The following is a 14,905-nucleotide window of genomic DNA, read 5'->3' as shown; positions in this document are numbered from 1 at the left end:
TCAATGATCTATCCAACTGATGTCTGTATGACAGGCGTGACGGGGCTCGTGGGACACGAGCTCCTTCTGCTTTTAGCCCATATCGATGAAATCAAAAGTATCAAAGCCGTCTCACGACGTCCTTTGGGCCGCATTCCCCCGAAAACCGACAATATCATCCTGGACTTTGAAAACCTGGAAAAACACCAGGAGGCCTTGAAAGCCAGCATCTTTATTTGTTGCCTGGGCACCACGATCAAAAAAGCCGGTTCTCAAGAGGCCTTCCGCAAAGTTGACTATGACTATGTGGTGAAATTCGCCAAGGTAGCCGAACACGTCGGTGCACAAAAGCTGCTGGTGATTTCTGCGCTGGGCGCAGATTCCAAGTCCGGCATTTTCTATAATCGGGTCAAGGGTGAAATGGAAGAGGCGTTGCGAGGTCTTCAAATTCCTCAGATTGAAATCTTTCAACCGTCTTTGATCTTGGGTGAACGCAAAGAAGTCCGACGCGGCGAAGAGTTTGCGCAAAAAATCAGTCCGGTGCTCAACCACCTGCTTGTGGGCCCTCTGAAAAAATACCGCGCGATTTCTGCCAATGATATTGCCCGGGCGATGGCTATTGCCACTTTAAACTTTCACCCGGGCTTTCATGTCTATAAGTCAGATCACATTCAAAGAATTGCTGACCAAAGATAAACGGATCAGATCAAACTATCTGATCTCAACATAAGAAACCGTGTATTCTACTGGAACAAGGACTCCACAAATTCTTGGGATGAGAATGTGCGAAGATCCTGAATACGCTCTCCGACACCAATCAACTTGATCGGGATGTGCAGCTCTTGCGCAAGCCCCACAGCCACTCCCCCTTTGGCAGTTCCATCCATTTTCGTCAAAACGGCTCCGGTCAAACCCAGGGCATTATGGAATTCTTTGGCCTGCATCAGAGCGTTCTGCCCTGAGTTTGCATCCAATACAATCAAAGTCTCGTGCGGAGCTTCAGGAATCACCTTGGTCATCACACGCTTCATCTTTTTGATTTCTTCCATCAAGTTGGCCTGCGTGTGCAAACGTCCTGCTGTATCCACAATCACCACATCATAACCCTGCGCTTTCCCCTTGGCCACAGCATCAAAGGCCACCGCACTTGGGTCCGTCACACCTTCCGGAGAGAAAATTTCCACATGGGCACGATCGGTCCAGACTTTCAATTGCCCACCTGCTGCCGCACGGAAGGTATCACCCGCCGCCACCAGAACCTTTTTACCCTCACCGGCCAGTTGGGCCGAGATTTTACCGATCGACGTTGTCTTGCCTGCCCCGTTGACTCCGACAATCATCAGAACAGTCGGTCCTTCAGAGGCAAATTTGATTTTTGAGAGGATTCCACCTTGCACAGCCGCAGAAGCAGAGTCTGAGAAGATGTTTTTAATCTCCTCCTTCAAAGCCTCACGAACTGTGTCGTAGTCGGCGCGTTCCTTTTTGGAAAGCTTGTCTTCGATGGCGCCCATCAGGCGCTGAACCGTTGTTGGCCCCAGATCGCTGGTGTAAAGAATCTCTTCGATCTCTTCCAGATGTTTGTTGCTGGTTTCACTTTTGAACAGATTGCGAATGCGGCCGAAAAGATTTTCCTCTGTCTTACGAAGAGCCTCGCGCAGATCGACCGCTTTTTCTTCCAAAGCCACGGCGGCATCATGCAGGTCCGGCACGGACAAGTCAGAGACCACATTTCCCGTGGAATCAATGTGCGCCAGACGCACGCCTTCAGGCTCTTCCACTTGTGTGGTTGTTGGAATTTCACGTTTGGCTTCGTGTGAAAGTTCCTGCGCTTTCTTTTTGGAGTTACGAACCATGCTGAGAATCAATGCGCCGAAAATCACCGCAAAGATCAACACCACCAAACCAGCCAAAATAGTAATTTGTTGCTCATGCCCCGGGGACATCATAGAAACCTCCAACCATACGCGTCAAAAGAGACTGAAAAACACCCCCTATTTACCGTATTTTAGAGGCAGAGACCAGAGCATTCTCTGCTTGTTTAAGGCCCTGAATATCAATAGTTCGCCATCCGACGGCGTTTGACTTCTTCCATATAGAAGTTTTTTTCAAAGCGGCGATAGGATTCAAGGCGGACCTCTGATCCCAGCGTTGTTTTCATGCGGACCAGGGTCTGATTCTCCAGCTCACGCATTTTTTCGATGCCTTCCTTGATAAAGTCCGGATGGATCTTTGCACGCTTTTCCGCAAGCTCTTTCACCAACGCGTTAGAGGCCGAAATCACCTGAATGGACTTATCCTCGTCCACACGCCAGGTCTTCAACAAATAGGCAGAGGCAGCTTTGTAAAGCTTTTGCTGGAACTGGGCATCCGTGTAGATGTCCAGATAGTTCCGGGTGTAGATAACCGCATCCGTATAGGTGTCTTTGATCTCTTCGGCCTGAGCAGGATTGAAGCGGCGTTTTTCCAGTTCATCCTGGCGTTTCTTCGCCTCCAGACTGACCATGGTTTGCATCGGCGTCTGATCGCGAATGACTTTATTGACAACAATCTGGCTGACGAAATAGCCAATAGCCCCCATAGCCAGTCCCAGAGTCACCCAACGCATTTTTTCGCTTTTGCGCTTTTTCATCAGGTCCACAGGTTTTTCAGCCATCGAGGATTGGGACAGGGTAGCCACCTTGCCTTCGATGGCTTCTGTGATGTGATTTTCCACGGATTGCGAAATATTTCGCCATTTTTCCGGCTCCATCAGCATCACGACTTCTTTTTCAATGGCCGCATGGATTTCTTTGACCAGCGAGGATTTCTTGCGAATCACGTCGTCCAGAAGGTCGCGCTCCATCTTCTGCATCTTCTTGGCCATTTCCAGACGCAGCTCTTCCAGACGCTCTTCTTCCGAACGGGCCATCTGACTTTTTTCTTTTTCCAGCTTTTCATTCAAGAAGATCTTCTGTGCTTCGTATTCTTTGAAAAGATGTGTCTTCTTACTTTCGATGTCATGCACATCCATGGTCAGGTGAGCCTGTTTTTCCTGCAAAGACTTCAAAGAGGTTTCCAAAGAAGTCTTTTGCTTTTCAAGTTCCTCATGGGAGACCTGAAGATCCTTCAACAAAGCCTGCGCATTGCCGACCTGACTTAACAAGTCTGCATTATCGGTGCGGGTTTTGTTCAAGTCTTCAGTAGCTTTTTGCAGCTCTGCCGTTCGTGCCGCCACATTTTCAAGAAGCTCATTCAGAATCGCCTGCTTTTCATCACTGACAGACTTGATCTCGGCCACTTTTTGTTCAGCCGTTTGGATCATTTGCTCGGCCTCAGACCTCGCGGCAGCAATCAAGGACTCATTTTCTGATTTGGCCCGAGCAGAATCATCACTGATACGTTGGTTGTTCTTTGCCAACAGCTCCTCGGATTCGGCCAGTATGCGCGCGGCATCCTCTTTGGCATTTTGCAATGTCAGTTGAATTTCCTGCTGGGATTTTTCCAGATCACTGCGGATCCGGGCTTGAGTTTCCTCGATCTGTAATTTGGAAAAATCCAGAATCCGATCAGCTTCCTCGCGCGCGGTTTTCAGCAATTCCTGACTTTCCTGGCGCGCCAGTTCACGCCCGCTGGCCAGTGCTTCATCTTTCATTTTTTCAGCGGCCAAGGTCCCTTCAGAAACAATTTCCTCGGCATCTTTCTTGGCTTTCTGCCGCAGACCTTGCACATAGGAATCCACTTCCTCGCGCAGTTCTTGCGCCATTTTGCGCGCATCGTGCAACAGACTTTGTCCTTGCTTCTGGAAGTCCATAAGAATTGCATCGGCTTCCTTGTGAGCCTCAGCCATGCGCGCCTGATAGAAGATCTCAGCCTGAGCCTGCGCCTCCCGGGCCTTCTGGTAAATCACCTGCACGCGCTTTTCTGCCTGGGTCTCCCCTTCCAGAATGATCTGGGCGGCTTTGCGTTTGGCTTCGTGAAGTATTTTTTCCGCCTGGAAAGGAGCCATATTCGGAGCGGGCATGGCCACCGTGGCTTCCAAAGGTGCTTCCTCCCCTTCAACTGGCGGGGCCGGCTGGTAAGAGGGCTCTGGATCCGGTTCGGGAGCAGGTTCGTCCAGCTCCAGATCCACATTCAGAATATATTCAGAACGGCCCAATTGAATTCGGTCTGAAGGCACCACATTGACCGGGGTCCCCTGCACAATGCGAGTGCCATTGATATAGGTGCCATTGGAAGAGTTTTTGTCCTCGATCCAGATCTGGTTCCAACGGCGGCTGACCACCAGATGCACCCGACTGATGTTTGTGTCATTCAAGGACAAGTCACAATCCAAAGAGCGGCCCATGGTGAATGAATCTTTATTCACCTCGCGGCTTAATACCTGATCCTTCCTGTGGATTGTGACAATGAACTTATTCAATTAAGCTCCTCGGGAGACTACGGTCGTCTTTCCAATCTCCTTGTTGAGTGCATCTTCGGCCAAAGCTTCTACGGCGTCACGGTGCTCATCAAAAGGACGTTCATGGGCTGGGTATTCATTGTTGTCGCTGCGGTACCATAGCAGGTCCAAAGCACTTTCAAAGCGGTCAATCATGGACACGTAGGCTCTTTCCGGTGACAAAATCACGTTCGCCACGTGAGCCATCAACGAGAAGATGATTCCCGCGATGGATGTTTTCATCGCAAATGAAATCTCGTGCAGGAAGCGGTCCATGATGTTTTTGGTATTTTCAAGGTCCTGCAGATTCATCGTGCCCAGCTCTTGAAGTCCCCCGGCGATACCGATGAACGTTCCCAAGATACCCGCAACAACGAACAATCCTGGCAAAATTGAAATCAAATCATTCATCCCCACCATCGGGAAAATGCCAAACACGCGATTGAAACAAGGATTATGTTGCAAAGTCGCCTTGGTGATATTCAACAGCTTTGGATTGTCATGTGTCCAACGCAGGAACTTCACCTGCTTTAAGATGTCTTTTACCAGCCAGGCGCAGCCCTGACGCACTAAAAAGATACGGTCACTGGTAGCCATCACAGAATCCGGCTTGCGACGTTTCATACGATCACGAATTTCAAAAACCTCGTAATAAGTTCTTTCCAGGGTTTTCTTGGTTAGCACATAGAAAGACACGTTTTCGACTTTGCCGGGAACTTCGGCCTCGATAAAGCGGTTCACGCGTTTTTCAAATTCTTTGGCAAACCATTCGTGGCGGCGAACTGTGTAATAGATCACAGAACGGAAGAACAGACCGACCAGAAAAACAGCGGCCATCGCATACGGCAGACCTATAATAAAATATTCAGCTAGTGCCTTCGTTGTCACAACCCACCCCTTTTATTTCTTTTGATCCATGTTAAAGCGGATGATCACCCGCTGCGCTTTTTTACAGTCGTTCTGACGGCAGAATTCTGCGGCAGAGGCGACGTTGCGGTTTTGCACCTTCATGACTTCCAGGAAACTGCGTCCTGAAACCTTCATCAAAGACAAAAGCTCGCGCTGATGTTCAAACTTCATGTTTCCTTCATCCAGCATGTAGCTAAAGATGGAGTTCGCACGACGATAACTTAAATCCATATTGTACTTCAAAGCAGCTTTATCTTCGGGTTTGGCACTTTGAGGATCGACGTAGCGGCCTTGATAAGTCGGTGAAGCAAATCCAATGATTTCCACCGCAGAAATTTTGTCCGAGATTTTAGGATTGCCAAACAGTGACCGCGAATAGATCGGCATGGCTTTTTCCAGTACACCTTTCATTTCGTGTTTCAAACGGTCCGAGTCACTGTCAAAGTAAGCCTGACCGAAATCCAAAACCACATCACCGGTTTGCATGTCGATGTCTGCTTTGATCCCCGCTTTGGCAAAACCCTTCTGAATCTCGCCCGCAACAGATTTTCTCGCTTCGATTTCAGCTCGAGCCTTGGCCAGCTGACCTTGGGTGTCACTCAAGGCCCCCTGCAAAGCCGCCACTTTTTGTGCCCCTCGCGCCCGTTCGTCAGCCAAGCCGGATTCTAAACCGGCAATCTTCGCCGCAGATTCAGCCTTGGTCCTGGAAAGAGCCCCGGCCAGATGAGTGGCCTCTTCCTCTTTCTGTGACAGCAACCCCTGAGTTTTGGATAGTTCTCCCTGAACCTGACCCAACTGAGCATTGGCTTGATTCAACTGAGCCTGATACTGGGCATTGACCTGGCTTAACTGCGCCACCTTTTGGTTTCCTTCAGCACGGGCCTGGGCCATCTTCTGTTCAAACAGTTTCTTGGAAAGTTTGTTGGCTTTGTAGGCTCCGCGCAGTTCTGCCAGACGCTTTTGCAACTGAGCTTGTGTCTGTTCGATTTTCTGTTCACCTTGAGCGATCAACTGTTTCTTCTGCTGAATATCTTTGTTCAACTCGGCGATCTGACCTTCCTGAGCCTCGATTTCAACGTCTTGTTCTTTGATTAGATCATCACGGTTGATAATTTTGGCTTTCGCCATCTTGTTCGCATTAAGGACGTTGCGCACCATCTGCTGGTATTTGTTCAGGGCTTTGACCTTCTCGCCATTTTCACGAGCTTCCTGGATCAGACGCTCTTTTTCGTTTTTTGCGTCCTCTTGCAAAAGTGTCAGCTTGTCCATCAGTTCCTGGTACTCTTGCAGCTCATCCTTGGGGGCCTGATTGGCTAGGTACTCATTTTTGACGGATTCATACATCTTCAACTGACTCTGCAGTTCTTCGACCTTCATGGAAAGCTTTTGATTTTCAACCTGCCCGCGCAAGGCATCAGTCCCCGTACGCAGACTGGATGTCACGTACAATAGAAGGAAGATCGTACTTAAACCCAAGAAGAGATCCGAGTACGACGTCCAAAAACTGTCGCTCGAATGTTCTTTGTTTTTTTGGTAATTAAACGACATACCTACGCACCCCACCTGCATTTAAGAATAACAGCGTCGATCTTCTTTTCGGTGGATCAAAAACAGAATTGAGTGTTTTTCTTTTTGGTAAAGTGGCGAAGTTTCCGACACTACAGAGGGCTAGTCGATGTTTTTTGAATCTTTCTGGCTATTCTTTTTCCAAGGACAATGACGACAACCTGAACCACAACAGTGCCCACGCTTCAAATGATAAAAAGCGGTGAAAACTGTATAACCTGTTTCGGGGTCGATGTAGAAATCTTGATTCGCCTCGCTGGCCTGCTGATGCAGCTCTTGCAAAGCTTTCTGTGATATTTTCTTATCGCTCATGTAATAGTTTCGCGTAAATCAGCGTGTCTCGTCTTAAGCCGTTCTCCACCGCGTGCTCGCGCAGACGGGCTTCAAACTTGTAACAACAGCGTTCTGCCACGGCACTGGACTTCCTGTTAAGACCCGAACAATGAATCTCAATTCGATAAAAACCTGTTTTGAACAAAACATTTTCCAGAGTCTGAACCGCTTCGCTGACATAGCCCTGGCCTTCAAACCCACCCAAAATCCAGTATCCCAGCTCGCAGCGCAGGTTTTCCCAGCTGATGGTGTGCACCCCGATATTCCCCATGTACAGATCGCCCTCATTGCGAAAGATGCCATAGTCGAACATGCGGCGTTCATCCCACTGATTGTGGGTCATTTCAATATAATCACGTTCATCATCGATGCCTTTGGTGAACTTCACCCATGGCAGGAACTGCCCCAAACGTTCCCGGTCCTGATCCACATACTGAAACATGGCGGCCGCTTGAGATAGAGCATGCTTACGAAGAGTGATGCGCGGACCTTGGATTTCCTCTGGCAACGAAACGGGCGTCACTTGGAAATCCTGGAGGTCAGGTCAGAAAGACGGATTCCTTGCAGATATTGCATGGAATTTGTTTCCATTCCATCGACCACCTCGCACATCAACTTTTTCATGGAGCAACTGACAACACAGTTTTTATTAGGATCTTTATCAGGTGTGGCGATCAAACGTTTTTCAGAAATGGCAACGTAGACATCTTTTAGCGAAATCTCTTTAGGTGCCTTGGCCAGCTTCACACCGCCGGATTTTCCTTTGAAGGATGTCAACAGGCCAGCCTCCACCAGTCTGGAAATCAAACGGCGGATCACCGTGGGATTGGTGCGGATGCCCGCGGCCAGCTCCTCGGAGGTCATGAGCTCACCCTTGTGATAAGCCAGGGCGGTCATAATATGGACTGAGACAGAAAATCTTTGGTCAACCATAGATAGACTGTACCCCAAGCCTCAAAAATAAACAACCGGGTCGAATTATATGAAGCTTCCTTTAAATGTGCTTTTTATAGTTGCATTTAGGATCAACCCCAGACATAATGTGCTCATATTGGTTACATTAAATAGGAGACCCTCCCGATGACACATAAGACCCTTCAAGATGCGCTGGAATGGCGCTATGCCACGAAAAAGTTCGATCCCACCAAGAAGATCTCAGACGCGGACTGGATCCAACTGAGAAACTCTTTGACCTTGGCTCCCTCTTCTTATGGCGTTCAGCCATGGAGATTCCTGGTCGTGGAAAATCCCGAGATTCGCAGCCAGTTGAAGCCCGTGTCCTGGAATCAAACCCAAGTCACGGATGCCAGCCACTATGTGGTCTTCCAGTACAAAGAAAAAATGGACCCGGATTTTATTCAAAAATACATTCAACGCGTGGCCGACGTTCGCCAGACTTCTTTAGAGTCTTTGGATGGATACAAAAATCTGCTGATTGAAAACCTGGTGAAAGCCCCCGAAGAAAAGATCCGTGTATGGTCCCAGCGTCAGGCCTATATTGCGATGGGCTTCCTGTTGCAAACAGCGGCGCTTTTAAAAATTGATGCAACCCCGATGGAGGGCTTCGATCCTGTAGCGTACGACAAGATCCTGGGCACCGAAGGTTCCGGCTGGAAAACCGTCGCCACCGTAGCTCTGGGCTATCGCCACAGCGAAGATCCTTTGCAGCATCAAAAAAAGGTCCGCTTCGCTGAAGCAGACCTTATTCACTACATTAAATAATGTTCCAACTTCCGCTGCTGACTTGAACTGGCAAGGTCCCCCAAAAGACGCTTTGCCATTTCATTTCGGCAGCGGACCTCCGTTATAAACTCAAGTCAACGCCGCCGACGCAGCAACCAAACAGTGGTGGGGTTGAATTGAGTTTACTGCAGTTGCCAGCCTGGCGATTCACACACCTGCAGCGACAGAGCTCGCCATCTTTCAATGACGGGCTCTCCTTTTTGCGCCAGAACCTTATCCAATTCCAGCAACGAACTGACGGTGATATCGGAAGCCCCGTCACCACGATAGAACAAACCATAGACCTGACGGACTGCTTCGGCCGTCGGAGCCGCCGGACGGTTCGGAATCTTTTCCAGAATCGCATTCACGCCCTCGTCCATCCCCAGAATATTTTCGCAGAGCTGCACCCGGAAGGATTCGCGCACGGTATTACCATCCACTTTGATCGGCAAATTGGCGTTAGAGACATCCCCACCACAGTCCCGCCCGGAATAACTGTTGTAAGGGTTGCATCCCAGTCCGTACTGGGCGCCACGATTGACAACCCATTGATTCAACAGGCCCTCCAGATTCGGAACCGGCCCGTTGGAAGTTGTAAAGATCTCGCGCATCAATGCTGCCACATACTCTCGATTGACCACCTGAACTTTTTGCGTCGGCAGAACCACGTCTTTTTGTGGAGGATGATTCTGATCCGTGTCTCCGGTGGAGCCCATATCCAAGTTCAATGACGATTGATCCAAAACGGCAAAGCCGCCCATCTCGCCACAGTTTTGATAGAACTGGGTCATCACGGTCCCAAGCAAAAGCAAACCGAAGATCTTGTATTTGTTGCTGGTAAACATCAACCACCTCATACGATTTTCGCCGCTTTCAGAACCTGAACATCATTGCCGTTCAAACGAATCAATGGTTCCGCCAGATTCTCATAAGGGTTCTTCGTGCGCAGCAAAGCCGCCACAGTGGACGCCGCCATGGTTGGCGACGGCATCCCTTTTTGATTGTAACCTTCAATTGGTGCGGCACGACCTTGGGTGCCGGTATAGCCTCCGCCATGGCCGGATTTATAGATATTACCCACAACGAACGGACCTTTTTGAATTGCGCCGGAAAAGGCGCTGGTGACCAGCTGATCAAAGCCGTGGTCACTGCCAGAACCATTCGCCCGCGCCGAGCGGTTGAATTCAGATATCACCTGAATCACCGTTTCGGACCACAGGTCCACTCCGTTGACCTTGCTGGCTTTGAGTTGGTCAATCAACTCCAACATACCTGCACACAGGGCACGGTAATAAGCCGTAGTGATCAAGACCCCTGGGATGGAGCCCGTTTCATGCATGTCCTTAATGGCCGTGTGACTTGCCGTCACACCGTTCGCAGCATCCATCATGGTCAAACCGGTGGGATCACCCATTTGCAGATTCATCGTGCTGACCAGGCCTTCTTTTAAAACATATTCTGCCAAAGCAAAGCCTTCAGCCAAAGCACCCGGACAGGTCATGGTCTTGATGGAATCACGAAGGTCCGAGTTCGCACTGATGGTCATACCACGATTCCCGTCAGCCACGTGCACGCGCCAATGTTCATTCTGAGCAGAAATCATCGGAACGTCATTAATCCCGACCAACCCCTGCTGGCGCAAACTAGCTTCCATCAAACCGCGATAGCGCGCCACGGCCGCGTCCCAGTAGGCACCGATATCTCCGATGCCTCTTTTCATCAATGCCGAGGCGTTAGACAAGTTCTTTGCCAAAACTGTAGAGCCGGCAAAATCAGACTGTGCATAGGCACGCAGCCGTGCCTGGGCCAGATCAAAAGCTTCCTGATTGCGCTCTTTCAAAGTGCGGCCTTTAACCCGCCCCCCTTGAGGTCCACCAAATCCTTCCAGAAGCGAATTCAGAGGATTGCCAGTGAGTTTGTTCAACGCCTTACCGTTCATCGAGGCATAGTTGCCATAACCGCCCCGATCCGGCCATTCAATCGCTTCAAAAGTTTTCTTGGAATAGTCAGCCGCCAAGCCCATCAAAGAAGCCACGCCACCGACTGGGGCCTGTTGAATGGTGGCATTGAATAAATGTCCATCAAACCCGGTGCCAAATCCACGAACCACCAGCATGTGATTCAGAAGCTCCGTCAAAGCGCGGTTTCCTGCAGACGTCGTTACCGAGTGGGAAAACATATGCGGCACCAGCACACCATTATAGTTGAATGTGGCATACTCAGTCCCCACAACACGGCCCCCGGAAGAAACAAACTTCGTGGCCACCATGGGGTTATAGTCCAGCTGTGGGTCGGAAGGATTCGTGCGCATCCACGCATCAAACGTATAGCGCATCGGCCCACCGGCCATCAGAATGTTAATATAATTCCGAGAGCCTTCCGTGCCGTTGGCTTCGGCTTGCGCTTTGTGAATAAACCCGGTGCTCAGGACATTCATCAGACGCTCAAAAGGTGTCAGCGCCAAAGCAGTTGAAGCCCCGACGACAGCGCCACCGGCAATGAAGCCTCTTCGTGTCAGATTTTTTTTGTCCCCCATAATCCCCCCGGATTATTTTTCGCGATAGTTCACGTCGCCGTAGTATTTAGAAGCCATAATCCGTTTCACCAACTGACGCACGGATTGAGTTTGCTGAAGCTCATCCCCCAGAGACTCCACAAACTTGCGATCTTCGATGGCTTCTTTGGAAAGTTGCATGTTCAAAACTTCATTCGCGGGATTCGAGCGGTCATAGAGAGCCACCGTGATCCCTGTGAAGTACTGGAAATATCTTTTAGCAGCACAATAGTAATAGTCCTTGGTTTCACTCATCGCCAGGCCCAAACCACCGATTCCATTGACAGACTTGTCAATAAGTTGACCGGTCATGGAACGGAAAAACAGACGACCGTTCGGAGTTTGACGGTGGAAGTTTGCCACCGGCTCCGAAGGCCATCCACTGACTGAAGCAAACTCAGGACGGTAGCTTGCCAGATGCAAAGCCGATTTGGCATGCGTGCGACTTCCAGCACTGAACTCGGCATAGTCTGAATTCCCTACAACCACATTACGAGCCGTGTAGGCCATAGGGTCCAGAGTAGCATGGCACATCACACAGCTGGCGGAATTGCGGAAAGGGGCCGAGGAATTCCCCACAACATACTGAGTGATATCTGATTCACGCAAAGCCGGAAGCTGTGCACACAGGAAGGATTCCATATTGGCCTGGGACCACCGACGCGGAACCTTTGTCGTTCCGTTGGCTTCAAGCCCTCGACCATGACCATAATTCAACATCAAATAGATCGGAGATCCCAGAACACCGCCACCAAGATTCTTCAGGATATCAAAGCTGAAATCCAAACCTGGCTGGTCACTCGCCCGCTTGTCAGCACCCAAGGGCTGCAAAGACATATTCGGGATGACTGCGGTCTCTGTGGTGGTACGAATTCCCACCAGTTCTCCGGTTTCAATCTTAGGCAGATTCATGAAAATCGAATTGGTCGTGTCAGAGTTCCCATTAAATCCACCACTCAAGGCCCGGAAATGGAAAAGATTTTCATTCAAGCCGCCATTGTTGCCATAAAGGCGACGACCCGGAAAATTCACCGTCCAGCCGATGGACGAACGAACACGGGGGTCATCTTCCCTCTGCGCACGAACTCCTTGATTGGCAGTGATCACATCAGCATACCGGGAACCACGCGCAAACATCGCACGGGTCAAAGCCAGACTGGGCTCCGTGGAATCATAGATATCCACCGTCCCCCGGGACATCTCCTCGCTATATTCCTGAATCTGTTCCATGGTATTGGAAGTAAACCAGGTGCGATGAAAATTATAGAAGGTGTTCAGGACAGAACGCGCTTCGTTGTCATTACGATTGATTAAAGGACCGCTGGCATCGAGCTCAGCTTTGTCCAGCAAAGCATTGCACGCATCCAACGCATTCATCTTCCCTGCTCGGATCTGCGCCATTGTGGAATGTCCCAACGGAACCGGTTTTCCGGTCAGATGGGAATAACATCGATTGTATAAGCCAACCTCGCTCATTTTTTGCGAATAAGCGGGCCCTGCCAGAAACAGCAAGCCTATTGATAGATATTTTAACACGGTCATTCCCCCATAGAAGTTTCCGCGACACTTCTATCTTATCGGAGAATTCCTCGATAGCGCGACCACCGTTCTCAAAATGAAACAGCTTGATTGGTCAAATTTTCATTAAGTTGTTCCGGGGGAACAGGCAAACGCAGTCAACGATTCAAACCAAGACGATTTACAAACGGCGAAGGCCCGGATAGCTCCGGGCCTTGGCTTCTGGGGATTGTCTTTCTCCCATTTCTATTGCTGAATATCTTCAATAGTCACATCCATATCAAAATGACTTAGATAAGAATTATTAATAAACCAGTCGTAAGAAGTTGTGTATCCGCCTTGGAAGAAAAATTTCTTGTCGGCGGCAAGATCAATACCAGTGTTACCTGTACAGAGTGGTGTGCCTTCGCCATAACATTCATCATGTCCATTGGCATTTTGCCATGCACTGCCGTTCCACCATTGGCTTAGAACCTTTCGACCCGCTGCTGGTGTTCCTTTAATAGACGCAAAGGATGCATAAGTAGAATTGTCGCTATTGGCGCCATCGCCCCAAACAAAGGCCATGTCATTGACATCCGAAGCGACCAAAGTAGTCGCATTGATGTTGCCCCCCAAATACAGGCGCAAGTGGCGGCTAAAACTTGCATCTGGTGTTGCAAATCGGCCTTCATAAGCCAGACTGCCTGAGGCTCCGGGATTTACATACACTGCAAATACTTCTTTGGAAGTCGTTCCACCGGCCAGAACCAATCCATCATGGACAGCAACCGCTTTCGCACCAGCATCATCTTTGACCATAATCGTGTAACCTGAACCGACCTGCGCGCTGAGATCGGTTCCAAATTTGATTTGTAAAGCTTTAGTCCAAGCACTGTTCACAGTGACTTCACCCAGCTTATGAGTGGCCGAAATGTCCAAGGCCGTGACATCGACATTGAACGACGTCTTACCAAACTGCGTTTGAACCACATCGACGAAATTCTGCGGAAAGCATGCGGTGGAAATCTTCATAGTCGCTGCACGCTCGACACCATCAAAGGTCAGACTTCCAACAGAGCATACAAAGCCCGTGGCTTGTGCAAAAGCACCAAGAAGAGTGTCTGGCCCGGTCCCTTGAGTTCTTGTCAGACAATAAAGCTGTTTGGATGCCCAGTCCGGATCATTATGATCCTCAAAGAAGCCGCCATCAGAACATGTGATCGCCGCTGCAAGATAAAACGGGGCTTGAGTCGTCTTTGCTAACGGCACAAAACCCGGAACAATGTTACTGCTCGCCGTGGCTGTATCCAGTGTTTTGTTAATCGAGGTCATCAAGGCACTGACTTCGTTCACAGTGGTACTTGGTGGCGCTTCACTGTCAGATGACGAGCTGCAAGCGCTTAGATAAATGGCAGTGACTGCCAATAAAGACTTAACCATAACTTTCATGTTTTCTCCTTTTGGTTTGGTTAAAAAAGGTAACTTTGTAAAATCCAACGGTGTAAAAGCGAAGGTCTGGACTGTTTTCTACTCTTTAGTTTCCAGGAAACTGCTCTGACGCTTTTGTAGGTTTTTCAGTTCACCTTGAAGTCGTCGCAACTTCGCCTGTAAGCGTTGTTCACGATGCGCAGACTCCGAGTTATTGGACAGCTCTGCCTCGATGGCGTGGATTTCCTCTTGTTTTTTCAACAACAAGGCCTGGACCCTTTGTTCCTCGCCAGCAAGACCACTGCTGGAAACGATTAGTCCCAAGAAAAGCAGAACCACTTTTTTTGCAGAAAAAATTGAATTGCTTGTCACGAAGCTCCCCCCAACAGCAGTTTTTCAACTGCGCCGAAAATCCTCGTTTATGCTATTTGACGTCGGGATACCGACTTCGAAAAAAAAGAAAAAGGCCTGAAAACCAGACCATTTTAGCTCTA

The 14,905-nt window shown here is 49.4% G+C and carries 14 protein-coding genes; 2 read left to right on the top strand and 12 right to left on the bottom strand.

Annotation, left to right across the window (positions count from 1 at the left end; genetic code table 11):
* Positions 1-3 precede the first annotated feature (3 nt).
* Positions 4-675 (top strand): Rossmann-fold NAD(P)-binding domain-containing protein, encoded by a 672-nt coding sequence (locus ACZ50P_RS04920; protein WP_464133910.1) that lies wholly within the window; start codon positions 4-6, stop codon positions 673-675.
* A 47-nt stretch (positions 676-722) separates the two neighbouring features.
* On the opposite strand, the gene ftsY is transcribed toward ACZ50P_RS04920, so the two are convergent.
* The 7 genes from ftsY to ACZ50P_RS04885 form a co-directional block, all read right to left on the bottom strand.
* Entirely contained in the window at positions 723-1,925 is a 1,203-nt protein-coding gene (ftsY, locus tag ACZ50P_RS04915; protein ID WP_464133908.1) for a signal recognition particle-docking protein FtsY, read from the bottom strand.
* A gap of 107 nt (positions 1,926-2,032) precedes the next feature.
* Positions 2,033-4,378: an FHA domain-containing protein gene (locus ACZ50P_RS04910; RefSeq protein ID WP_464133906.1), complete on the bottom strand. Its 2,346-nt coding sequence runs from the start codon at positions 4,376-4,378 to the stop codon at positions 2,033-2,035.
* Positions 4,379-5,284 (bottom strand): hypothetical protein, encoded by a 906-nt coding sequence (locus ACZ50P_RS04905; RefSeq protein WP_464117829.1) that lies wholly within the window; start codon positions 5,282-5,284, stop codon positions 4,379-4,381. It lies immediately after the preceding gene.
* Positions 5,285-5,296: 12 nt separating this feature from the next.
* The gene (locus ACZ50P_RS04900) at positions 5,297-6,853 is read right to left on the bottom strand and encodes an OmpA family protein (protein WP_464133904.1); all 1,557 of its coding nucleotides are present in this window, start codon (positions 6,851-6,853) and stop codon (positions 5,297-5,299) included.
* Between the two features lie 120 nt (positions 6,854-6,973).
* Positions 6,974-7,183 (bottom strand): DUF5522 domain-containing protein, encoded by a 210-nt coding sequence (locus ACZ50P_RS04895; protein WP_464133901.1) that lies wholly within the window; start codon positions 7,181-7,183, stop codon positions 6,974-6,976.
* The gene (locus tag ACZ50P_RS04890; RefSeq protein ID WP_464133899.1) at positions 7,173-7,727 is read right to left on the bottom strand and encodes a GNAT family N-acetyltransferase; all 555 of its coding nucleotides are present in this window, start codon (positions 7,725-7,727) and stop codon (positions 7,173-7,175) included. Before ACZ50P_RS04890 ends, ACZ50P_RS04895 begins: the two co-directional genes overlap by 11 nt.
* Entirely contained in the window at positions 7,724-8,137 is a 414-nt protein-coding gene (locus tag ACZ50P_RS04885; protein WP_464133896.1) for an RrF2 family transcriptional regulator, read from the bottom strand. Before ACZ50P_RS04885 ends, ACZ50P_RS04890 begins: the two co-directional genes overlap by 4 nt.
* Before the next feature lie 147 nt (positions 8,138-8,284).
* Here ACZ50P_RS04885 and ACZ50P_RS04880 point away from each other — a divergent pair, with 147 nt between their 5' ends.
* Positions 8,285-8,926: an NAD(P)H-dependent oxidoreductase gene (locus ACZ50P_RS04880; protein WP_464133895.1), complete on the top strand. Its 642-nt coding sequence runs from the start codon at positions 8,285-8,287 to the stop codon at positions 8,924-8,926.
* Positions 8,927-9,069: 143 nt separating this feature from the next.
* Here the strand turns inward: ACZ50P_RS04880 and ACZ50P_RS04875 are convergent, their stop codons facing one another.
* From ACZ50P_RS04875 to ACZ50P_RS04855, 5 genes are all read right to left on the bottom strand, one after another.
* Complete coding sequence (locus tag ACZ50P_RS04875) at positions 9,070-9,774, bottom strand: hypothetical protein (protein WP_464133892.1); 705 nt, start codon at positions 9,772-9,774, stop codon at positions 9,070-9,072.
* Between the two features lie 8 nt (positions 9,775-9,782).
* On the bottom strand, positions 9,783-11,465 hold the full coding sequence (locus tag ACZ50P_RS04870) for a twin-arginine translocation signal domain-containing protein (protein ID WP_464133891.1): 1,683 nt from the start codon (positions 11,463-11,465) through the stop codon (positions 9,783-9,785).
* Positions 11,466-11,477: 12 nt separating this feature from the next.
* Positions 11,478-13,025 carry a hypothetical protein gene (locus ACZ50P_RS04865; RefSeq protein ID WP_464117840.1) on the bottom strand — a complete coding sequence of 516 codons (1,548 nt, stop codon included), beginning with the start codon at positions 13,023-13,025 and terminating at the stop codon, positions 11,478-11,480.
* Between the two features lie 222 nt (positions 13,026-13,247).
* A complete protein-coding gene (locus ACZ50P_RS04860) occupies positions 13,248-14,432 on the bottom strand; it encodes a hypothetical protein (protein ID WP_464133888.1) in 1,185 nt (394 codons plus the stop codon).
* Between the two features lie 78 nt (positions 14,433-14,510).
* The gene (locus ACZ50P_RS04855) at positions 14,511-14,783 is read right to left on the bottom strand and encodes a hypothetical protein (RefSeq protein WP_464133885.1); all 273 of its coding nucleotides are present in this window, start codon (positions 14,781-14,783) and stop codon (positions 14,511-14,513) included.
* Positions 14,784-14,905 lie beyond the last annotated feature (122 nt).

The sequence above is a fragment of the Bdellovibrio sp. CKG001 genome (assembly GCF_055397465.1).
Note: the sequence above shows the minus strand (reverse complement) of the source record. Positions and strands in the feature narration are given on the sequence as shown.